Raw genomic sequence first — 20663 nt, forward strand, 5'->3', positions numbered from 1 at the left:
TTTATCATGCACACATCACGTCGCGTCATTCGAGTTCGAGCGGCTTCACCTTCCAGATATCGCGTGCGTACTCGGCGATGGTGCGGTCCGACGAAAACTGCCCCATGCCCGCGACATTCTCGATCGCGCTCTTGGTCCAACTGCGCCGGTCGAGATAGCGCTTGTCGACTTCGTCCTGCGCCTTCGCGAACGCCGCGAAATCGGCGAGCACCATGTAGTGATCGCCCCAATCGACCAGCGTATGGAAGATGTCAGAGAAGCGCAGTGGATCGTCCGGCGAGAAGAAGCCCGTGCGAATCTGGTCGAGCGCGACCTTCAGTTCCGGATTGTGCTCGTAGATTTCGCGCGGACGATACCCCGTCGCGCGCAACTCATCGACCTGATCCGCCGTGTGCCCGAAGATGAAAATGTTCTCGCGCCCCACTGCATCGCAGATCTCGATGTTCGCGCCGTCCATCGTGCCGATGGTCAGCGCGCCGTTCAGCGCGAGCTTCATGTTGCCCGTGCCCGACGCTTCCGTGCCCGCCATCGAAATCTGCTCCGACAGATCGGCGGCAGGAATGATCAGCTCGGCCACGCTCACGCCGTAGTTCGGCACGAACACGACCTTCAGTTTGTCGCCGATGATGGGATCTTCATTCACCGCCTTGCTGACGTCGCCGATCAGCTTGATGATCGTCTTCGCCATCCGGTACGCGGACGCCGCCTTGCCCGCGAACATCACGACGCGCGGCACCCACTCACGCTCCGGGTTCGCACGAATCTGGTTGTAGCGCACGATCACATGCAGCACGTTCAGCAATTGCCGCTTGTATTCATGAATGCGCTTGACCTGCAGATCGAACAGCGCATCGGGATCGAACGTCATCTTCGTGTGCTGCTGCAGGCGCTGGATCAGACGCAGCTTGTTCTGCCGCTTCGCTTCATGAAACGCGTGGATGAACGACGGGTCGTCGCGCAGATCGCGTAGCTTGCCAAGCTCGAACAGATCGCGCCGCCAGTGCGTGCCGATCTGCTCGTCGATCAGATGCGACATCGATGTGCTCGACTGCGCAAGCCAGCGCCTTGGCGTCACGCCGTTCGTGACATTAGTGAAGCGCTCGGGCCAGATCTTTGCGAAGTCCGAGAAGATGTCGCGCGTCATCAGTTGCGAGTGCAGCTTCGACACGCCGTTGACCTTCTGGCTCGCGACGATCGCCAGATGCGCCATGCGCACGCGGCGCTGTCCATACTCGTCGACGAGCGAAATGCGCCGGATCATGTCGACGTCATGGCCCGAATGCTCGCTGACGTGCTTCAGAAACTCGGCGTTGATCTCGAAGATGATTTCGAGGTGGCGCGGCAACAGGCGCGCGAGCGTTTCGACGTCCCATGTCTCGAGCGCCTCGGGCATCAGCGTGTGGTTCGTGTACGAGAACATCTGCTGGATGTCTTTCCACGCTTTCGCCCACGGCACATGATGCACATCGACGAGTAGACGCATCAGCTCGGGAATCGCGAGCACCGGGTGCGTGTCGTTCAGGTGCACCGCGACCTTCTCCGCAAAGCGGCCGAACGTGCTGTGCGTGCGCTGATAGCGGCGGATCAGGTCCTGCATCGTCGCCGACACGAAGAAGTACTCCTGGCGCAGACGCAGTTCGCGGCCGGCAGGCGTCGAATCGTCGGGATACAGCAGACGCGAGACATTCTCCGACATGTTCTTCGCATCGACGGCACGACGATAGTCGCCCTTATTGAACGCAGACAGGTCGAGTTCTTCCGTCGCGCGCGCGGACCACAGACGCAGCGTATTCGTCGCGCTCGTCGCGAAGCCGGGAATCACGGTGTCGTACGCCATCGCGTTCACGTGCTGCGTTTCGATCCATTCGACATGACCGTCACGCTGTACCGTGCGCCCGCCGAAATGCACGATGTATTGCACTTCAGGACGCGGAAATTCCCATGGGTTGCCGGCACGCAGCCAGTAGTCGGGCGTTTCGAGTTGCTCGCCGTCGACGATCTGCTGCCTGAACATCCCGTACTCATAGCGGATGCCGTAGCCGAAGCCCGGAATGCCGAGCGTCGCCATCGAATCCAGAAAACATGCGGCAAGGCGCCCGAGGCCGCCGTTGCCGAGCGCGGCATCGGGCTCGAGATCGGTGAGCGCTTCCATATCGACGCCGAGGCCCGACAGCGCCTCCTTCATCTGATCGTAGATGCCGAGCGCGAGCAGCGCGTTGGTGAACGTGCGCCCGATCAGGAATTCCATCGACAGGTAATACACGCGCTTCACATCCTGCTCGTACTGCAGGCGCGTGGTCTTCATCCAGCGCGCGACGAGCCGGTCGCGCACGGCGAGCGCCGCGGCGTGCAGCCAGTCCTGCGGACGCGCCGTCACAGCGTCCTTGCCGACGCCGTACATCATGCGGTTGGAAATCGAGCGCCGCAGCGCATCGACGGTACTGTTGAGCTGGTCGAATTCCAGATCCACCGCTGTCATCGAAGCCTCCGGTAGAACGACGCGGCGCGCGCTGAATGGCTTGCGTATCGGGTGCGGGCGGCGCGAGCCGGTCTGGTGGATAAATAAGCAGAGTAGGACATTTTGCGTAATCCCGCGTCTGCGGCCATTGCGTTATCGAAAACCCGCTAATCCAAGCAGACAACACCTACCGCCGCGCAGTTCCGTGACTGCCGGGTTGGATTTTGCCTGGCTTAACGCTGAAGTCCTTGCGACTAGCACGATGCCGGTGCAGACGGCTCTGTTCCTTGCACTAGTATGGATGAGTAACAAGGCGGATCGGAGACAGTATCGCCGTGCCGCGTCCCGCCGGGTCCTGCTGTAAAAGCCGCTAGCGTCGTCGTGCTCCGACGGAGGTCGAAATGAACGCACAATCCGTGCTCGGTATCATCCATGCGCAGGAACTGCTCATTGTGTCGCTGATCCGCGCGCTTCCGCCCGGCGAACGGCGCAAAGTGTCCGACGAGTTCCAGGATCAGGTCGAACTGGCCGAGGCTCCGCATCTGAGCGCCGGTCACGACCGAGAAATGACCGACGCATTCAAGGCGCATATCCGCAAGCTGTCGATTCTGCTGGCGTCGTGTAACTGACGTCGTGTCGCCGTCGGCGCATTTTGTCCTGTTGGCGCGCTCGGGTGTCGACAGTTAGTTGCGACGACGGCGTGGGGGGCTGAGCTTCCAGGCAGCTTTCAGAAGGCCCATTTTTGGGCGGCTCCCAGCACGATCCGCGCCGCTCTGTAACAATCGCTTCATTCGCTTCGAGCACGCGCGTCGCCCCATGATGTGGCCGATGCCGATATGCGCCCCGCTCAGTCCTCTGCAGAGCCTGTCCTTGTCCGAGAACACACCCAATCCGGCCCGCGTCGCCGACGTGCCGATGTCCGCCGGTCACCGTTTCGCGATGGCGGCGATCATGCTGTCGGTCGCCCTCGCCTCACTCGATACCGCCATCGCCAACACTGCGCTGCCCGCAATGGCCGCGGATCTGCACGCGCGGCCCGCCGCGTCGGTATGGATCATCAACGCCTATCAGCTGGCGATGGTCGCGACGCTGCTACCGCTCGCGGCACTCGGCGATATCGTCGGGCATCGGCGCATTTACATCAGCGGGATCATCGTGTTCACGGCGGCCTCGCTGGCCTGCGCGCTATCACCGACGCTGCCATGGCTGGCTGGCGCGCGCGTCGTGCAGGGCCTCGGCGCGGCGGCGATCATGAGCGTGAACACCGCGCTCATCAAGCACCTGTATCCGCCACATCGGCTGGGCGCGGGCGTCGGGCTGAATGCGTTGGTGGTGGGCGTGTCGTTTGCCGTGGGGCCGACGGTGGCGTCGCTGATCCTGTCGGTGGCAAGCTGGCCGTGGCTGTTTGCCGTCAATGTGCCGCTCGGCGTGCTGGCGCTGTCGTTCGCGTTGCCGGGACTGCCGCGCACGCCGCGCGGCACGCATCACTTCGACCGGGTTGCGGCGTTGCTCAACGTGATCACGTTCGCCGCGCTGGTGTTCGCGCTCGGCGAAGCGGCGCAGCGCGCGTCGGCTGCCGTCGTGCTCGGTGCCGCGGCTGTCGCGATCGTATTCGGCGCGCTGCTGATGCGCCGCGAGTCCGGTCACCCCGCACCGATGCTGCCCGTCGATCTGTTCAAGCTGCCGGTGTTCGCGTTGTCGGCGGTAACGGCCGTGTGCTCGTTCGCTGCGCAAGGGCTCGCGTTCGTGTCGCTGCCGTTCTATTTCGAGGACGTCTTGCATCGCAGCCAGGTCGAAACGGGTTTCCTGATGACGCCTTGGCCTGTGATCGTCGCGCTGGCGGCGCCGTTCGCGGGACGGTTGTCGGATCGCTATCCGCCTGGACTACTCGGCGCAATCGGCCTTGCGATTCTGTGCGCCGGCATGGCGGCGCTCGCGATGCTGCCGCCGCATCCGAGCGTGATCGACATCTCGATCCGTATGGCGATCTGCGGCGCAGGCTTCGGATTTTTCCAGTCACCGAATCTGAAGGCGCTGATGGCGAGCGCGCCGCCCAATCGTAGTGGCGGCGCGAGTGGGATCATCGCGACGTCGCGGCTGATCGGGCAAACGACGGGCGCAGCGCTGGTTGCGTTGAGCTTCAGCATTGCCGGACGTCATGGCCCGACGCTTTCGCTGGCGACGGGCGCGGTGTTCGCGGGGGCCGCGAGTATTGCCAGCGGGTTGCGGCTGTTTGCGCCGTCGCATCGGGGGCAGGCAAGCGTGACGGTTACGACGGTTGCGGCAGAAGAGCAGTAGCTAGCAAGGGCGAGTATTGCGCTCGCCGCCACCGCACTTCACGCGAGAAGCGTGAAGTGCGGCCCCTCACTTACCGCGCAAAATACTCCTTCACCGCCGTCACAAACGTATCGATATCCGCACGCGACACATCCATGTGCGTAACGAACCGCGACGCGTACAACATCTGCGTCAGGATACCCCGCTCCTTGAGCCACGTCTCAAGCGGCGCGCAATGCTCTTGCGGGAACTGCGCGAACACCATATTGGTGGCCTGCGACTGCACCTTTACCTGATCGATCTGCGCAAGTCCCGCCGCGAGATGCGCGGCATTGTCGTGATCTTCAGCAAGCCGTTCGACGTTGTGATCGAGCGCATACAGACACGCAGCCGCCAGCACGCCCGCCTGGCGCATGCCGCCGCCGAGCACCTTGCGCCAGCGGTGCGCAACGTCGACTAGCGCCTTGCTACCCACCAGCACCGATCCCACAGGCGCGCCGAGCCCTTTCGAAAAGCAGATCGAAACTGTATCGAAAGGCGCACACAACGCTTCGACAGGCTGCTTCGACGCGACGGCCGCATTGCATACACGCGCGCCGTCGAGGTGTGTCGACAGCCCGCGATCGCGCGCCAGCTGCGTGGCCTCGGCGACATAGCCCGCCAGCAGCACCTTGCCGCCGATCGTGTTTTCCAGCGCAAGCAGGCGCGTGCGCGCGAAGTGATTGTCGATGGGTTTGATCGCGGCGGCGATCTTGTCGAGGGGAATCGAGCCGTCGAGCGCATTCTCGATGGGCTGCGGCTGGATGCTGCCCAGCACGGCCGCGCCGCCGCCTTCGTATTTGTACGTGTGCGCCGCCTGGCCGACGATGTACTCGTCGCCGCGCGCGCAGTGTGCCATCAGCGCGGCGAGATTGCTCTGCGTGCCGCTCGGGAAGAACAGCCCGGCCTCCTTGCCCGCGCGCTCGGCGACGGTGGCTTGCAGCCGCAGGACCGTCGGATCGTCGCCCCAGACGTCGTCGCCGACTTCGGCGGCTGTCATTGCCGCGAGCATGTTCTTGGTCGGACGGGTCACGGTATCGCTGCGCAAATCGATCATGTGCTTTTCCTTGAGGATGACGGGGCGCCCCACGTACAACGGCACGACGCGTGAAGCGCGCGATTGAATCCGCAAGTTTAACAACTCCGTCTCAAGGCGTCTCCAGCGCCCACTCCTTCGAATCGAAGGTATCCGCGAACACCTCGAAGTCCTCGATCGGCAACGGCCGGCAGAACAGATAGCCCTGATACGCCTGACACCCCGCGTCGGCCAGGAACTGCCACTGCGCTTCCGTCTCCACGCCTTCCGCGATCACGCCCAGACCGAGACTCTGTGCGAGCGTAACGATCGCGCGCGCGATCACGGCATCGTTCGGATCGTCGAGCACGTCGCGCACGAACGACCTGTCGATCTTCAGTTGCCCCAGCGGCAGCCGCTTCAGATACGACAGCGACGAATACCCGACGCCGAAATCATCGAGCGAAAACACGACGCCTTTCGTGCGCAGCAACATCATCTTGCCGATGATGTCCTCGACATTGTCGACCAGCACGCTCTCCGTCAGTTCGAGCTTCAGACGGCTCGGTTCGGCGCCCGTGCGCGCGAGCGCGTCGAGCACGGTGGCGACGAAATTTTCCTCGCGTAGCTGCTGCGCGCTCACGTTGACGGCGATCGACAGATGCGCCCGGTCGGCGCGCTGTGCCCACTGCGCGAGCTGCCGGCAGGCCGTATCGAGCACCTTGTCGCCAACGGAGAGAATCAGTCCCGTCTCTTCGGCCAGCGGAATGAATTCGGCAGGCGGCACGAGGCCATGCTCGGGATGCTGCCATCGCACCAGCGCCTCGGCGCCCGTCACGCGGTTGCCGTTGAACACCTGCGCCTGGTAATGCACGAGCAACTGGTCTTCATCGATCGCGCGGCGCAGCGCCGCTTCCAGCGCTGCGCGCTCCATCACCACCGTCTGCATCGCCGGATCGAAGAAGCAGATCGCGTTGCGCCCGCTTTCCTTCGACTTGTACATCGCCAGATCCGACTGCTTCAGCAACTCGTCGATCGACGTCTCGTGGCCCGTGAACAGCGTCGCGCCGATGCTCGCGGTCGTGCGGAAATCCGTGCCTTCGAGGTAGTAAGGGCTCGACAGCGCGGCCAGCACTTTTTCGGCGGCGCCCTCGGTCTCGCTGGCCGCTTCTTCGCGGATACGGCTCAGGTCGCCCAGCACGACCACGAACTCGTCGCCGCCCATGCGCGCCACCGTGTCGCCCTCGCGCACGCTCGCGAGCAGGCGTCGCGCGACCTGGCTCAGGAGCAGATCGCCCTTGTCGTGACCGAGCGTGTCGTTGAGCGTCTTGAAGTTGTCGAGATCGACGAACAGCAGCGCGCCGTGCGTATGGTTCTGCGCGCTCAACGCGATCACCTGCCTGAGCCGGTCGCGCAGCAGCGTGCGGTTCGGCAGATGCGTGAGCGCGTCGAAGAACGCCAGTTCCTTGATCTGCTCTTCCGCGAGCTTGCGCTCGGTAATGTCGTAGTGCGTGCCGACATAGTGCGTGACGCGCCCGTCGTCCGCCTTCACGGCCGTGATGGTCAGCCACTTCGGATAGATCTCGCCGTTCTTGCGGCGGTCCCAGATTTCGCCCTGCCAGCCGCCCACGCGCCGGATCGTCTCCCACATATCGCGAAAGAACGCGGCATCGTGACGGCCCGAGCTGAGGATGCGCGGGTTCCTGCCGATCACGTCTTCGGCCGTGTAGCCGGTGCATTTGGTGAACGCCGAGTTGACGCGCAGGATCGTGCCGTCGGCGTCTGTCACCATCATGCCTTCGAGCGAATCGAACGCAACGGCGGCGATGCGCAGTTCGGCCTCGCTCTCGCGCACTTCGGCCGTCATCTTCGACGCGAGCCGCATCGCGCGGCTGCGCCCGCTCGCGAGGCTCCATGCGAGCAGCGCGAGCAGCAAGCTCAGGCCCGCGCCCGTGAAGGCGATCAGCAGCTTCGCGTTGCGGCCGAAGCGCGCCTTGAAGTCGGGCTGTGCCGTCATCGACAGCGTCCAGTCGTGTCCGCCCACCACCAGGTATTCGTTCGCGGAGATCACCTCGCGATTCTTCGGCTCCGACGAGCGGTACAGCAGCGCTTCGGACGACGGCTGCGTGCCGTCGAAGATCGACAGATAGAGGCCGGGCGGCTGCTCGCCGTAGAGGGTCGCCAGCACGTCGCGCATGCGGAACGCCGCGTACACCCAGCCGAGCAGATGCGCGCGGCGGTCCTCGACGTTGTCCTGCGGCTCGCCACGCGCGTAGATGGGCAGATACATCACGAAGCCGGCGACGGGCGGCGCCCCCGCATCCGACGCCAGTTGCACCTTGCCCGATACGACGGCAAGGCCGGAATCGCGCGATTTTTCCATCGCCAACCGGCGCACGGGACTTGCCCACGAGTCGAAGCCGAGCAGCGCATTGCCTGCGCCGTTGATCGGCTCGCGCGCGATCAACGGCGCGTAGCCGTTGCGCTCGCCGGGCGGATCGATCGCGTAGCGGCGGCCCGTGCGAATACGCATGTCGGCCATGTGTGCGTCCCGCCGGTCTGCGGGCACCCATTGCACGACGCCGATCGCCTGGACGCCCGCGAAGTTCGCGTCCGCGTTGATCGCGCCGAGGTAGCCGTGAAACGCGTCGAGATCGAGCGCGCCGCGCGCCGCGAACATGCCCTGCACGCCGCGCAGCATCTGCTCGTAGGTGGCCATGCGCTGCTCGATGCGGCTGACGGCGTCGCCCAGTGCGAAATTGAACTCGGAAAGCAACTCGCGCCGCGCGGCCTGGCGCTCGTGATCCCACACTGACCAGGTGATGCTCAACCCGGTCAGGAGAATCAGCAGCGGCAACAGGACGAGGCGCGCGCGGTTCATCGCGGTAGCGTGACGTCGACCATCGAGTCCGCGAGTTCAGGTTTGAAGTACTTCCTGAAAATGCGGCGCACCGTGCCGTCCGTGCGCATCTCCTCGACGAGGGCGCGCCATTTCTCCCGCTCCTGCGGCGACAGCGCCCGCTTCGACATGATGAGACCGTGCGGCACGGAGGCGTCGTTGAATTCGATGATGGTGGTGATGTCGCGGATGCGCTTCTCATCCAGCGCCGGATAGTCGAACGGCTCGATGATCATCCCCTGAATGGTGCCGCGCATCAGCGCCTGGTAGAGCGGCTCCAGGCCGCCTGCCTGACTGACGCGATTGGCTGCGGCGAGCGTATCGACCAGTTCGTTGGCCGACTGACTATACCGGAAGCTTCTTATGACGCCGAGTTGAAACTGGTCGTTGTGTTCGAAATCGGACAACTGCCGGATGCCGGCGTCCTTGCGCACGAGCAGATAGAACTTGTCGCTGAAGTACCACGCGAATTGCGCGTAGCCGTCGCGCTCGTCGTTGGTGATGCCGGACAGGCTGAAGTCGAGCGCGCCGGACTCGATCAGCTTCCAGATGCGCGCCCGCGACATCAGGCTCACACGAATGTCGCAGCCGCTGCGGCGGGTCAGTTCGTCGGCGAAATCCTTGTCGATGCCCGCGTTGGTGTCCTGCGAATACAGCAGGCCATGGTCGTGCAGCGCGAGTGTGAATGGCCGCGTGCAATCGGGGCCGCCCGCCAGTGCAGGCGTGCTGGTGGCGCCCAGTGTCGCGAGCACGACTAGCAAGCCTATGAGTCCGCGGTGAATCACGCTGATGCTCCCCGTTGTTCAGTGGTGACTGGATGGACGCTCGCTGGACGATGGCGAGCCTACGCGAAAACGGACCATTCGGGTTAACGGCAAAAAGACAGCTGACTTGACCTGGGGTTTGTCTGGTGTTTTGCCTCGCGCTTGCGAGGATAACTGAACGGCTCGACAACGCAGATTCGTCTGCCTGCAAATTTCATTTCGCTAACGGCGTACGCACCCGGTCATTGGCACTTCACGTCGACTGCGGACAGTGCTGCTGCATTGTCGTTGATCGTGCAATGACGGCCAGTCTCGACGGTATGGAGCGTGACATACGAACGTTTCAACTCTTCGCGCGTGCCATTCGGGTTTGCGAAGCGCATCGGCAAGTGCTTTTTGATCGACATCATGTTCAGGTCACGCGGTGAATGTGGCGCCTAGGTCGACAGCACGCCTGAGTGACTATGTGCAGGGCGAGGCGCCAGCTTCGTTGGGCCGCCCTCGGACGCGCCCGACGACACGGTCACGCCTTGCAGCATCAGGCACAGCACGAAGCCAAGCACTTGCATGAATCGGGCGAGAGAAAAGAAGCTCGCGTTGACATCGACGCGATAACGGATCGCCGAGCCGTTCGCCAGATTGCCTGTCGCGTAGACCGTATTGCCGGGCAGACGAAACAGCGCTGAAAGCGCACTCGCGACGAAGCGCGCGATCAGCAACGCGCCGAACACGGCCGAGCCGACGTGCAGATCGAACATCCAGGCCGGCTGACTGGGCATGCCGGGCGATATCGCACCCGATAGATTGGCGAACGCCGATGCGCCCCCACACGCGGCCGCGAACAGAAACGAAATAAGCCAGGACCGTGGCGTCCCGGCGGCTCTCAGATAGTTGTACATGACTCTTGTCTCGCAGGATCCGTCTGGCGATGCGTGGCGCTAGCCATCACGCGCAAAAACGGCATGTCGCTCGAACATGCTTACGGCAATGAGTCACGAAACTTTAGTCGTGCGAGAACGGGGTTATCGGTTGACGAGGCATTTGACAATTCGAATGCAAAAACTCAAAAGCGACGCGCCCACGATCTCGATGATCGTGGGCGCGAAACGAATCCCGATACCGCTTTGAAAGAAGGAATTCCGCGTGATCAGTGGCCCAGCGACTCCAGCTTCGCGCCCGCCACTTCGCTGACCTGCGGCCTCGCCATCTGCTTGATCAGCAGTGCGACGCACGCAACCAGACCGGCAATCGCGATCGTCGCGAACACACCGGAAAACGTGAAATGCCGGCGCGTCAGTTCAGCGACGAGGAACGAGCCGGCAATGCCGCCAAAGCGCCCAACGCCGAGCATCCACGCGACACCCGTGCCGCGCCCTTCCGTCGGATAGAACGCAGCCGCGAGCGCGGGCATCGACGATTGCGCGGTGTTCATCAGCACGCCGGCGATGAACACGATCGCCACGAGCGCGCCGACATTGCCCGCCGCCTGCCCGATGCAGTACACGGTGACGGCCGTCAGCGCGTAGCACACGGCGATCACGCGATTCGCGTTGAAGCGATCCATCAGCACGCCCGCCAGCACCGCGCCGACGCCGCCGAGCGGGAACAGCGCCGAGATCAGCGTCGCGCTCTTCGGCGTGAGGCCCGCGTCTTTCAGCAGAATCGGCATCCAGTTGATCGACGCATAGAAGATCACGAGGCCCATGAAATACGTGAGCCACAGCATCACCGAGCCGACGATATACGAGCGCGACAGCACGACGCCGAGGCCCTTACTGCCCGTTTGCGGCGCCGTTTCCGTCATCACGAACGAACCGGCGTTCATGGCCTGCGACGAGATGCGCGCGAGCGTCGCCCGAATCCGTTCGACGGGCTGACTGCTCGCCACCATGAAGCGCACCGACTCGGGCATCTTGATCAGCAGCACGACGCCGAGCAGCAACGGCGTGATGCCGCCGAGCATCAGCACGCTGCGCCAGCCGAAATGCGGGATCATCCACGCGGCGAGAAAGCCGCCGAATGCCGCACCCAGCGGAAAGCCGCAGAACATCAGGTTGATCACCGTCGCGCGCCGGCGGTCCGGGCAGAACTCGCCCATCATCGTGACGGCGTTGGGCATCGCGGCGCCGAGGCCGACGCCCGTGATGAAGCGCAGCACGGTCAATTGCCCGATGCTCGACGAAAACGCCGACGCGAGACACGCAATGCCGAACAGGAAGACGGATGTGAGCAGCAGCGAGCGGCGTCCGAGCCGGTCGGACAGCGGGCCCGAGACGAGCGCGCCGCACGCGAGGCCGAACAGCGCGGCGCTCAGCACGGGCGCCAGATCGGGCCGCGACAGGCCCCACTCGGTCAGCAATGATGGCGCGATGAAGCCGATCGCCGCCGTGTCGAAACCGTCCAGCAGGACGATCACGAAGCACATGAAAAACACGAGCCATTGAAAGCGGCCGAATGGCTGCTCGTTGATGAACGTCTGGACGTTCACGACGGAAGTGCGGTTCATCGCCTGTCTCCTGCTACGCACGACGCAGTGTTGCGCCTTTGATTCCATATTGCCTCAGAAACGAGGCGCGATACCCATGCTCATGACGAACACGCTGCGCGACATGACGAAGACGCCACGCGACGTTGTTCGTATATCGCACAATCTTTCAGATTGCGAACACTTTAGCGTTTTGCATCGGCGAGCGTCAATGAAGGGTTATTACTGATGGATCAGTATCCGGATGGCAGATGCGGCATGTCCGACACGTTACGGCCATGCAGGAGCTTCGATTGACTTCGCGTTCGCCTTAAACACGATCTGTGACATTTCAGGCTGGAAAACAAGGCAAAAACCGAAACGACAACAGATTCGGATGACTTATCAAATATGTTTTCACGTCACCAAAATGGACCGAAAAATCACCTTCACATGCCACGGCAGAAGATCTCGCCGCAAGCCGAACCTTCGAGGGTGGAGCTCGGTCGTTGACCGTTTTCGACTCCAAATCGACACGTTCCACCCCGCCTATTACTTACAAACAAAAAACTTTCCTTACTTTTTACTTTCATATATAACAGCAGGGCATGTCGCGAACACGCCTGTCTCGCACATGTCCTCAGCCCACCCGTGCTAGCCGGTGGGCTTTTTTTTGGTGTATTCGCTTAATCGCAGGCTACATACAAATTCCTTTCATCAGTCCATACACCTCGGTGAAAACCCCCTCTCTCTTTCACTTGACTTACTTGATATATCACATATCGTATGGAATCTATCAGCGTCGCATTTTTAGCGCCGATGATCGGAAGAGCCGCTCAGGCCCCCGCAAAACTCAACAGGCAAGTTTCGCAACTATCGTGCACGCGACGTGAGCGGCGCCCAGGCGCCGACTCCCGTCGTCAAAGGAGACAGCGATGAAGACAGAGCATCAGGAAGGCCCGTCGTCGTGGTACGCATCACCGTGGGTGCAGCTCGTATTCGGCGTGGTCTGCATGGCGATGATCGCCAACATGCAGTACGGCTGGACCCTGTTCGTCAACCCGATCGACGAGAAGTATCACTGGGGCCGCGCGGCCATTCAGGTTGCGTTCACAATCTTCGTCGTGACGGAAACATGGCTCGTGCCGATTGAAGGCTACCTCGTCGACAAGTACGGGCCCAAGCCTGTGGTGGTCGGCGGCGGCCTGCTGTGCGCCGTCGCCTGGGTGATCAACTCGATGGCATCGTCGCTGCCGCTGCTGTACCTCGCGGCCGCTATCGGCGGGATCGGCGCAGGCGCTGTCTACGGCACGTGCGTCGGCAATGCGCTGAAGTGGTTTCCGACTCGCCGCGGGCTCGCCGCCGGGATCACGGCAGCCGGCTTCGGCGCGGGTTCCGCGGCGACCGTCGTGCCGATCGCCAACATGATCAAGAGCAGCGGTTACGAGGCGACCTTCCTGTGGTTCGGCCTCGGCCAGGGCATCGTCGTGTTCCTGCTGGGCATGTTCCTGCTCGCGCCGTCCGCCAGCGTGCTGGCGTCCGCGAAGAGCGCGCTGTCCAGTGCCAGGCGCCTCGTGCACAACGCGACGCCGCGCGAAGTGATTTCCGCGCCCGTCTTCTGGGTCATGTACCTGATGTTCGTGATGATGGCGGCCGGCGGCCTGATGGCGACGGCGCAGCTCGGTCCGATCGCAAAGGACTTCGGCTTGCACGACTCGCCCGTTTCGCTGCTCGGCCTGACCTTGCCCGCGCTGACCTTTGCACTGACGATCGACCGTGTGCTCAACGGCCTGACGCGTCCGTTCTTCGGCTGGATCTCGGATCGCATCGGTCGCGAAAACACGATGTTCATCGCGTTCGCGATCGAGGCAGTCGGCATTCTCGCGCTGTCGAAGTTCGGCCAGAGCCCGGTGGCGTTCGTCGTGCTGACGGGCATCGTGTTCTTCGCATGGGGCGAAATCTACAGCCTGTTCCCCGCCACCTGCGGCGACACGTTCGGACCGAAGTTCGCGGCCACCAACGCCGGCCTGCTGTACACCGCGAAAGGCACGGCAGCGCTGCTGGTGCCGTTCACGAGCATCGTCACGGCGGCGACGGGCAGCTGGCACGCCGTGTTCATGCTCGCGTCGGGCATGGCCGCCGTCGCAGCGTTTCTGGCGCTCTTCGTGCTCAAGCCGATGCGCCGCGCTTATACGCTCCAGCATTCGGAAGCGGCGCTGGACACGCCATACGGTTCGTCGACCCGCATCAGCGACTCGGCGCGTATTTCGGCTGAAGGAGGCTGATCGGCAGCACGTGTCCTGAGGTTGTCAGGATGCCCGTCTGCCAGCGCGCGACGGGCATCCGTCGTTCCGGAAGCGTTTGAACTTACCGCTCTCGCACGCCATTCCTGGCGCACTCTGTAGCAGCGGGCGTGACAGACTGCCCTCATCCCGCCGCCAGCTGTCCACTTCCCGCGCCGCTCGCCCAACCCTGCACCAATCTGGCACGAACCGTGCGCGCTACGCAGTCGCCGATACGCACGCCGCTCCAGCAACGCTTCGCCGCCGCCATCCGTCGACTCCGCGGGCGTACGTGTCGCCCTTCCGACACTGGCCGACTGCAGAGGCGAATCCGATGGACCGCGAAGAGCTACTCGAAGACTGGCGCACGCTCGCGCTCGATATCGAGCATCAGGTGGAAAACGCCGTCATCGGGCAGCCCGAGACCATCCGGCTGATCAACGTCGCGCTGTTCGCGCGCGGCCACGTGCTGCTCGAAGGCGGTGTCGGCGTCGGCAAGACGACGGTCCTGCGCGCGTTCGCACGGGCGATCGGCGGGGATTTCGAGCGTGTCGAAGGCACGATCGACCTGATGCCGGGCGATCTCGTCTATCACACGTATGTCGATGCCGAGGGCAAGCCGCGCATCGAGCCCGGGCCGCTCATCAAACACGGCGAACGGCTCGCCACCTTCTTTTTCAACGAGATCAACCGCGCGCGGCCGCAGGTGCAATCGCTGCTGTTGCGCGCGATGGCCGAGCGCTCGGTGTTCGCCTTCGATCGCGAATACCGCTTTCCTTATATGACCGTGTTCGCCGACCGCAACAAGGTCGAGAAGGAAGAAACGTTCGAACTCGCGGCAGCGGCACGCGATCGTTTCATGTTCGAATTGAATATGTCGACGCCGGACGACGCGACCGCACGGCGCGCGCTCGTCTTCGATCCCGACTTTCACGACACGGAAGCGCTGCTCGCGCGCGTGACGACCGACGTGCTGCCGTGGCAACGACTGAACGCGATCGGCGCGAGCATTCAACGGACGATCCACGCGAGCGAAGCGATCGAACGCTACGCGCTCGACATCTGGCGCGCCACCGAAAACCCGCTGCAATTCGACATCACGCTCGACGACGTGGACATGCAGCGCCTGATTCTCGCCGGCGCGAGCCCGCGCGGCATGAGCGCGCTGCTGCGCGCCGCGCGTGTGGTCGCGTGGCTCGACGGGCGCACGTACCTGATGCCCGAGGACATCCACCGCGTGCTGCTGCCGACGCTCGGGCATCGCGTGTACTTCACACCCATCTACGAGTTGCGCCGCCAGGAACTCTCCGATGCGCTGATGACGCAGATCGTTTCGAGGATCGCGGCGCCGTGAACACGTTTGCGGAGTTCCAGTACCGGCTGCCCGTGCGGGTGTCGGGGGCGCGGCCCGGCGGGCATCGCGGGTCGAGCGTCGGCATCGGCCAGGAGTTCGCCGCGCACACGCGGCTGTTCAATCATCCCGATCCGCGCCGGATCGATGTACGCGCAAGCATTCGCAGCGTGCAGCGCGAATGGCTCGTGCGCGTGCACCGGCAGCGCGTGGCCGTGCCCGTGCATGCCGTCGTCGATGTATCCGCGTCGATGCGCTTCGGCGCCGCGAACACGAAGCTGGATGTGGCCGCGGCCTTCGTCGAAGCGCTCGGGCATAGCGCGTTTCGCATCGGCGACCCGGTCGGCATGCTGGCCTTCGACGACGAAGCGCGCGAGGATCTGTTCGTGCCCACGCGACACGCGCGCGGCATGGGCCCGCTGATGGCAGAGCTGTTGCGCGACTGCACGCCGCGGCAAACGCGCGCGCCGTCGCGTGAGCGCGGCCTGCGCGATATCGCCACGCGCCTTGCTGGCCGCGCCTGTCTCGTCTTTCTCGTGTCTGATTTTCATTGGCCGCTCGCCGCGCTGCCGGGACTGCTCGACACGCTGACTCACGCGTGGATCGTGCCCGTCGTGCTGTGGGATCGCGCGGAAGTCGAGCCGCCGTCGCACAACGGCTGGATGTCGCTCGTCGATATCGAATCGGGCGAAATGCGTTCGATGTGGATGCGCGATTCCGTCCGCGAGCGCTGGCGCAGCGCCGTCACGGAACGTCGCGCGCAGATCAACGCGCTGTTCGCGCGACACGGCATCCGTCCGTTCTTCAATCAAGGCACGTTCGAGCCCGAAGCGCTCAGCCGCTACTTTCTCGAGATGACGGCATGATGCGCACCGGCACCTGTGCGACAGCGCTCGCATGCGCCTTGATGACCGCGAGCACTGTCGCGAATGCAGAACAGGCGATCGTGCAGCAACCGCGCGCCTTCGGTCATGTGCTCGGCGACATCGTGACGCAACAGGTGCTGCTCGGCCCGGACGATCGCGCCGCCGAGCTATCCGCGATGCCATCGACGGGCCGCGTCAACGCATGGCTCGAACGCCGGCCGCCGTCCATCAGCACGGATGCCGACGGCCGCCGCTGGCTCGTGCTCGACTATCAGGTGATGAACTCGCCGCGCGCGCCGGCCGTGACGTCGACGCCGCCGCTGCAATTGCGGCTCGCGTCGGGCAAGACACTCGATGTTGCGGCCAGCCCGCTGTCGATCGGTCCGCTCGCGCCCTTGGGTCTCGCCGATGCCGGACGCCTCGCGGGGCTTCAGCCCGACCGGCTGCTCGCGCCCGAATCGACAGCGCCGCTGCGGCGCGCGCTGACCGTGTGGATCGTGCTCGCCGTGGCGGTGATGATCGCGTGGCTCGGCTGGTGGCTATGGCGTAACCAGCGCGATGCGCATCAGCTTCCGTTCGCGAAGGCGTGGTCGCGCTTCGGCCGGCAGGACGACGCCGCGCTCGACGCCAATCCCGATGCGTGGCGCGGTCTGCATCGCGCGCTCGACGAAGCGGCGGGACGCGTCGTGCTGGCCGGATCGGTGCCCGACCTGACCGAGAAAGCGCCTCATCTGCGCGAACTTCAGCCGCAGCTCGAACAGTTCTTCCAGCGTTCGTCGAACCGGTTTTTCAGTCCGTTGCCAGTGGCCTCGCCGTTTTCATTGCGCGAGTTGTATCGCGCGCTGTATCGCGCGGAAAAGCGCCATCACCGATGAGCACGCCGCCCGACTTCCTCTATCCGTGGGCACTCGTTCTGCTGCCGCTCGCCGCGTTGCCGCTGCTGCGTCGGAGCATCGATACGCTGCCGTATTCGTGGGTCGCATGGCTGCCGCGCGACCGCGCGGGCCGCGTCGTCGCGTTCATCTGGCGCGCCGCCGCGATGGTCGCGCTCGCGGCGGTAATCGTCGGGCTTGCGGGGCCGGGCTGGTCCGGCGAGCAGACGCGCATCACGGGAACGGGCGCGGAGATCCTGATTCTGATGGACGGCAGCGGCAGTATGAACCAGCCGATCAGCAGCGGCTCGATGAATGTCGCCGATGCGCCCACGGCCGGCGAAACCAAAAACCAGATGGCGCGCGATGCAATCACCGCGTTCGTCGCGCAGCGCGTGAACGATCGCTTCGCGTTCATGCTGTTCGGCACGCATCCGATGCTGGCCGTGCCCTTCACGCGCGACCGCACCGTGATCGACGCCGCGATTGCCGCGACGGGCATCGGACGCGGCACGCCGGACACCTTGCTCGACCGCGGCATCCAGTATGCCGTCGAACTGTTCGATGGCCGCGCGCGCATGAGCAGCCGCGCGATCGTGCTGGTCTCGGACGGCGGCGCGCGACTCGACGACGTGGCGCGCGAGCACATCCGCGCGGGGCTGTCGCGTAACGGCGTCGCGTTCTACTTCGTCTATCTGCGCAGCGGCATTTACAGTCCTGATCTGCACGTGCGCCCCGCCGATACAGACCATTCGCCCGAAGCCGAACTGCACCGCTTCTTCCTGTCGCTGCCGACGCCCTATCGTCTCTATCAGGCCGACAGTCCGCAACAGGTTGCGCGCGCGATGAGCGATATCGCGCGCAATGAAAACGCGCCTGTGTCGTTCATCGAGCGTCTGCCGAGACAGGATCGCAGCGCCTGGTGTTACGCGACGGCGCTCATCTGCTGCGCGCTGCTGATCGGCGTGTGGTTCATGCAAAAGCGGAGCCTGCGATGAAGCGGCTGCCCATCCATCTGATGTTCGGCGCAGCGACGCTGTGCTGTATCGGCGTCGCCGGTTACTATGCGGTGCGTCTTCAGCATGTCGTGCAGGCGAACGCCGAGATCGCCGCAATCGACACGCAAAAACGCGAACAATGGAGCCCGTCCGCGACGAACAGCAACGCACCTGCCGTGCGGCTCGCGCAAGCCGTCGCGCTCGCGCGCGCCGGGCAGCATGCGGAGGCGGGCAAGCTCTACTACGACCTGTCGCGGCTCGCGCCTTCGAGCGAAACGGGCCGGCTCGCGCTCTACGATCTCGCCAACATGTATCTGCGCGAAGCTGCGGGCGATAGCGCACAAGGCCCCGTGCGCTCGCCGCCGATGCTCGAAACCGCGAAGGCGCGCTATCGGGACCTGTTGCGGCTCGAACCCGGCAACTGGGATGCGCGCTACAACCTCGAGCGCGCGCTGCGCCTCGCACCCGAAGCGCAAGACACCGCCGACGACATCAACGATGTGAAAGAGCAGCACAACATCAACGTGCGCGGCGCGGCGCCGGAGGAACTGCCGTGAAGCGCGACGCGCGGCCATGGATGCGCTATGTTCGCGGACGCTGGTGGCAGCTTCCGCTTGCGGCGCTGCTGCTCGCGGCGGCCATCCTGATGCCGCCCATCGAATTCAAACGCCCCGTGTTCCGCTATGTCGTCACGTTCGATATCACGCAAAGCATGGACGTCGAGGACGTTGCAATCGGCGGCAAGCCCGTGAGCCGGATCGACTTGGCGAAGGCCGCCATGAGCGACGTGTTGCAGCATCTGCCATGCGGGTCGGAAATCGGCTGGAGTGTGTTCACGAATCAGCGCTCGCTGCTACTGGTCGCACCCGTCGAGGTGTGCAGCAACTACGATGCGCTGCTTTCGTCGCTCGATCAGATCAGCGGGAAAATGCGCTGGGTCAACAGCAGCGTGATCGCGCAAGGCGGCATCTATTCGGCTGTCCGCGCGGCCACCGATCTGGGTCACAACACCGACGTCGTATTCATCACCGACGGCCAGGAAGCGCCGCCCGTCGCGCCGAACGAAACGACGGTGCGCGACATTCCGCAAGGGCTCGTGCATGGCTGGCTGATCGGTGTCGGCGGCGATCAGCCGGCGCCGATCCCGAAGACCAACGCCGACGGTGTGCGCACCGGTTTCTGGCAAGCGGATGAAGTGAGGCAGGTGCGGCCCGAGCCCGGTGCACCCGCAGTCGCCGAGAGTCACGAAGAACTGTCGCAACTCAGAGAGACGTATCTGGAAGCTCTGGCCGGCCATCTCGGCTTCGGCTACAGGCGGCTCGTCGGCCCGACTTCACTGCGCGCGCCGCTGATGGATGCACGTTACGCGCACCCGATACCCGTTGCGACCGATATCCGCTGGGCGCCCGCGCTGCTCGCGCTGGTGTTGCTCGTATGGCGTTTTCTGCCGGCACGACGGATCGCACAAGCGGACAAACTCGCCAGCACATCAATCACCACGACTCGCGCACGCAGTGCTTCACACAGTACGTCCGCTACCGCTGAATCGTTGCAGTGACTTCATCGCGCCGCGCGTACGATTACCCGGCACGCGCTTAAAGAAACACGCCAGGCACGCCGACTGCTCCTTTGTCATCACTTCGTAAGGACAACCGGCCATGCACTCGACTCTTATTTCATCCGTCTCTCGCCGCCTGCTTTCGTCAACGGGCCTATTCTGCGCAGCGATGTCGCTATCCGCATTAGCCGACGCGCAGATCCCTGCGCCAAGCGGCTCGGGCTCGCAGGAAAACCGCAGCGCGCCAATGGGGACGAAGGCCGATCCGCCGCCGGCGCAGATGCACGAATCAAACACGCCGCAAGCAGCCGAAGCCAAGCCTGCGCAACGCAGCGCGTCAAAAGGCAAGCCTGGCCACAAGCCTGAAGGCGCAGGCGGTTTCGACAACGGTCTGTATGGCACAGGCGCGGGCAGCAACAAATAACCCTTAAGCTTCCCTCACGATTCTCCGACGCGATTCATGTTCTTTTGAATCGCGTCCTCTTTATTCATGTTCTTTTCTTCGGACCATTTGAGCAACGAATCGAGCGCGGGACACAGTGCCTGTCCCCACTCGGTCATCCGGTACTCGACCTTGGGCGGCACCTGTGGATATTGCTTTCGCTCGACGATGCCGTCCGCCTCCAGTTGCCGCAACTGTTGAGCGAGCATCTTTTGCGAAATACCGGGGATCAGCTTTTCGAGGTCCGAGAAGCGCTGCACCTGGCCGCCAAAGAGATGAAAAAGAATCACGAGTTTCCAGCGTCCTTCGAGCAAACGAAAAACGGCTTCGACATCGGCGGCGGCCGTTGCGGCCGTATAAACCTTCCTCATAGGTAAG

The 20663-nt window shown here is 63.8% G+C and carries 18 protein-coding genes; 10 read left to right on the plus strand and 8 right to left on the minus strand.

Features of this window, described 5'->3' with window-relative positions; genetic code table 11:
- Positions 1 to 25: 25 nt before the first annotated feature.
- Positions 26 to 2479, minus strand: a complete 2454-nt coding sequence (locus tag PPGU16_RS21940; RefSeq protein ID WP_180724898.1) for a glycogen/starch/alpha-glucan phosphorylase — start codon at positions 2477 to 2479, stop codon at positions 26 to 28.
- Between the two features lie 380 nt (positions 2480 to 2859).
- On the opposite strand from PPGU16_RS21940, the gene PPGU16_RS21945 reads away from it, so the two are divergent.
- Together PPGU16_RS21945 and PPGU16_RS21950 are read left to right on the plus strand one after the other, a co-directional pair.
- Entirely contained in the window at positions 2860 to 3087 is a 228-nt protein-coding gene (locus PPGU16_RS21945) for a hypothetical protein (protein WP_042307667.1), read from the plus strand.
- Between the two features lie 286 nt (positions 3088 to 3373).
- On the plus strand, positions 3374 to 4756 hold the full coding sequence (locus PPGU16_RS21950; protein ID WP_180725174.1) for an MFS transporter: 1383 nt from the start codon (positions 3374 to 3376) through the stop codon (positions 4754 to 4756).
- Between the two features lie 70 nt (positions 4757 to 4826).
- Here PPGU16_RS21950 and ltaE read toward each other — a convergent pair whose 3' ends face one another.
- The 6 genes from ltaE to PPGU16_RS21980 all read right to left on the minus strand — a co-directional run bounded on the left by ltaE (position 4827) and on the right by PPGU16_RS21980 (position 11958).
- Positions 4827 to 5831: a low-specificity L-threonine aldolase gene (gene ltaE, locus PPGU16_RS21955; protein WP_180725175.1), complete on the minus strand. Its 1005-nt coding sequence runs from the start codon at positions 5829 to 5831 to the stop codon at positions 4827 to 4829.
- Positions 5832 to 5922: 91 nt separating this feature from the next.
- Positions 5923 to 8670: a bifunctional diguanylate cyclase/phosphodiesterase gene (locus PPGU16_RS21960; protein ID WP_180724900.1), complete on the minus strand. Its 2748-nt coding sequence runs from the start codon at positions 8668 to 8670 to the stop codon at positions 5923 to 5925.
- Positions 8667 to 9473 (minus strand): substrate-binding periplasmic protein, encoded by an 807-nt coding sequence (locus PPGU16_RS21965; protein WP_180724902.1) that lies wholly within the window; start codon positions 9471 to 9473, stop codon positions 8667 to 8669. The genes PPGU16_RS21960 and PPGU16_RS21965 overlap by 4 nt, the downstream gene beginning before the upstream one ends.
- Before the next feature lie 221 nt (positions 9474 to 9694).
- The gene (locus tag PPGU16_RS21970; protein ID WP_180722663.1) at positions 9695 to 9862 is read right to left on the minus strand and encodes a hypothetical protein; all 168 of its coding nucleotides are present in this window, start codon (positions 9860 to 9862) and stop codon (positions 9695 to 9697) included.
- A 27-nt stretch (positions 9863 to 9889) separates the two neighbouring features.
- The gene (locus PPGU16_RS21975) at positions 9890 to 10210 is read right to left on the minus strand and encodes a hypothetical protein (RefSeq protein ID WP_180724904.1); all 321 of its coding nucleotides are present in this window, start codon (positions 10208 to 10210) and stop codon (positions 9890 to 9892) included.
- Between the two features lie 389 nt (positions 10211 to 10599).
- Positions 10600 to 11958, minus strand: coding sequence for an MFS transporter (locus PPGU16_RS21980; RefSeq protein ID WP_180724906.1), 1359 nt, complete (start codon positions 11956 to 11958; stop codon positions 10600 to 10602).
- An 893-nt stretch (positions 11959 to 12851) separates the two neighbouring features.
- Here PPGU16_RS21980 and oxlT point away from each other — a divergent pair.
- The 8 genes from oxlT to PPGU16_RS22020 all read left to right on the plus strand — a co-directional run bounded on the left by oxlT (position 12852) and on the right by PPGU16_RS22020 (position 20267).
- Positions 12852 to 14201: an oxalate/formate MFS antiporter gene (oxlT, locus tag PPGU16_RS21985; protein WP_180724907.1), complete on the plus strand. Its 1350-nt coding sequence runs from the start codon at positions 12852 to 12854 to the stop codon at positions 14199 to 14201.
- Positions 14202 to 14532: 331 nt separating this feature from the next.
- Positions 14533 to 15552: an AAA family ATPase gene (locus PPGU16_RS21990; RefSeq protein WP_180724909.1), complete on the plus strand. Its 1020-nt coding sequence runs from the start codon at positions 14533 to 14535 to the stop codon at positions 15550 to 15552.
- Positions 15549 to 16415, plus strand: coding sequence for a DUF58 domain-containing protein (locus tag PPGU16_RS21995; RefSeq protein ID WP_180724911.1), 867 nt, complete (start codon positions 15549 to 15551; stop codon positions 16413 to 16415). The genes PPGU16_RS21990 and PPGU16_RS21995 overlap by 4 nt, the downstream gene beginning before the upstream one ends.
- A gap of 41 nt (positions 16416 to 16456) precedes the next feature.
- Positions 16457 to 17290, plus strand: coding sequence for a hypothetical protein (locus tag PPGU16_RS22000; RefSeq protein ID WP_224028635.1), 834 nt, complete (start codon positions 16457 to 16459; stop codon positions 17288 to 17290).
- Positions 17287 to 18285, plus strand: coding sequence for a vWA domain-containing protein (locus PPGU16_RS22005; protein ID WP_180724915.1), 999 nt, complete (start codon positions 17287 to 17289; stop codon positions 18283 to 18285). Before PPGU16_RS22000 ends, PPGU16_RS22005 begins: the two co-directional genes overlap by 4 nt.
- Entirely contained in the window at positions 18282 to 18842 is a 561-nt protein-coding gene (locus PPGU16_RS22010) for a tetratricopeptide repeat protein (RefSeq protein ID WP_180724916.1), read from the plus strand. Before PPGU16_RS22005 ends, PPGU16_RS22010 begins: the two co-directional genes overlap by 4 nt.
- The gene (locus PPGU16_RS22015; RefSeq protein ID WP_243460653.1) at positions 18839 to 19843 is read left to right on the plus strand and encodes a vWA domain-containing protein; all 1005 of its coding nucleotides are present in this window, start codon (positions 18839 to 18841) and stop codon (positions 19841 to 19843) included. The genes PPGU16_RS22010 and PPGU16_RS22015 overlap by 4 nt, the downstream gene beginning before the upstream one ends.
- A gap of 100 nt (positions 19844 to 19943) precedes the next feature.
- Positions 19944 to 20267: a hypothetical protein gene (locus PPGU16_RS22020; RefSeq protein ID WP_180724918.1), complete on the plus strand. Its 324-nt coding sequence runs from the start codon at positions 19944 to 19946 to the stop codon at positions 20265 to 20267.
- Positions 20268 to 20281: 14 nt separating this feature from the next.
- Here PPGU16_RS22020 and PPGU16_RS22025 read toward each other — a convergent pair whose 3' ends face one another.
- Positions 20282 to 20656, minus strand: a complete 375-nt coding sequence (locus tag PPGU16_RS22025) for a winged helix-turn-helix transcriptional regulator (RefSeq protein ID WP_180724920.1) — start codon at positions 20654 to 20656, stop codon at positions 20282 to 20284.
- Positions 20657 to 20663 lie beyond the last annotated feature (7 nt).

Origin of the sequence: Paraburkholderia largidicola (assembly GCF_013426895.1) — a bacterium.
Classification (GTDB): domain Bacteria; phylum Pseudomonadota; class Gammaproteobacteria; order Burkholderiales; family Burkholderiaceae; genus Paraburkholderia; species Paraburkholderia largidicola.

Bases quoted from the DNA above. Each gene is read 5' to 3' on its own strand.
- PPGU16_RS21945 (WP_042307667.1), top strand. From the start codon at position 2,860: ATGAACGCACAATCCGTGCTCGGTATCATCCATGCGCAGGAACTGCTC.
- PPGU16_RS21980 (WP_180724906.1), bottom strand. From the start codon at position 11,958: ATGAACCGCACTTCCGTCGTGAACGTCCAGACGTTCATCAACGAGCAG.
- PPGU16_RS21950 (WP_180725174.1), top strand. From the start codon at position 3,374: ATGTCCGCCGGTCACCGTTTCGCGATGGCGGCGATCATGCTGTCGGTC.
- PPGU16_RS21940 (WP_180724898.1), bottom strand. From the start codon at position 2,479: ATGACAGCGGTGGATCTGGAATTCGACCAGCTCAACAGTACCGTCGAT.
- PPGU16_RS22000 (WP_224028635.1), top strand. From the start codon at position 16,457: ATGACCGCGAGCACTGTCGCGAATGCAGAACAGGCGATCGTGCAGCAA.
- PPGU16_RS22010 (WP_180724916.1), top strand. From the start codon at position 18,282: ATGAAGCGGCTGCCCATCCATCTGATGTTCGGCGCAGCGACGCTGTGC.
- ltaE (WP_180725175.1), bottom strand. From the start codon at position 5,831: ATGATCGATTTGCGCAGCGATACCGTGACCCGTCCGACCAAGAACATG.
- PPGU16_RS22025 (WP_180724920.1), bottom strand. From the start codon at position 20,656: ATGAGGAAGGTTTATACGGCCGCAACGGCCGCCGCCGATGTCGAAGCC.
- oxlT (WP_180724907.1), top strand. From the start codon at position 12,852: ATGAAGACAGAGCATCAGGAAGGCCCGTCGTCGTGGTACGCATCACCG.
- PPGU16_RS21970 (WP_180722663.1), bottom strand. From the start codon at position 9,862: ATGATGTCGATCAAAAAGCACTTGCCGATGCGCTTCGCAAACCCGAAT.
- PPGU16_RS22020 (WP_180724918.1), top strand. From the start codon at position 19,944: ATGCACTCGACTCTTATTTCATCCGTCTCTCGCCGCCTGCTTTCGTCA.
- PPGU16_RS21990 (WP_180724909.1), top strand. From the start codon at position 14,533: ATGGACCGCGAAGAGCTACTCGAAGACTGGCGCACGCTCGCGCTCGAT.
- PPGU16_RS21960 (WP_180724900.1), bottom strand. From the start codon at position 8,670: ATGAACCGCGCGCGCCTCGTCCTGTTGCCGCTGCTGATTCTCCTGACC.
- PPGU16_RS22005 (WP_180724915.1), top strand. From the start codon at position 17,287: ATGAGCACGCCGCCCGACTTCCTCTATCCGTGGGCACTCGTTCTGCTG.
- PPGU16_RS21975 (WP_180724904.1), bottom strand. From the start codon at position 10,210: ATGTTCGATCTGCACGTCGGCTCGGCCGTGTTCGGCGCGTTGCTGATC.